The following is a 250-nucleotide window of genomic DNA, read 5'->3' on the forward strand; positions in this document are numbered from 1 at the left end:
AGTCTAGTGAGATATATAAACAAAAATTAACTCAGTTACAGCAACGTGAACAATCGACACCAGAGTCACATCAAATCACTGTCGTTTCAGATTATACTCTTCCTTATAACCCTACACCACGCTCGGAATCACCGCGTAAACAATCATTAACAAACATTACAGCCAAAACTACACATTTCTAACGGTCATCATCCTCGGAGAATAAAGCATTGAATTACTCGGTGTGGACACAATCGCCACCTCAGCTGCC

General features: G+C 40.8%; 1 protein-coding gene. It reads left to right on the forward strand.

All coding sequences use genetic code 11. The features are described from left to right. Positions 1–182, forward strand: a 182-nt coding sequence (locus Q4519_RS21955) for a hypothetical protein (protein ID WP_303516094.1), incomplete at its 5' end; no start/stop codon positions are given. Between the last annotated feature and the right edge of the window lie 68 nt (positions 183–250).

It is taken from the genome of Motilimonas sp. 1_MG-2023 (assembly GCF_030547455.1).
Lineage (GTDB): Bacteria > Pseudomonadota > Gammaproteobacteria > Enterobacterales > CBDFNC01 > Motilimonas.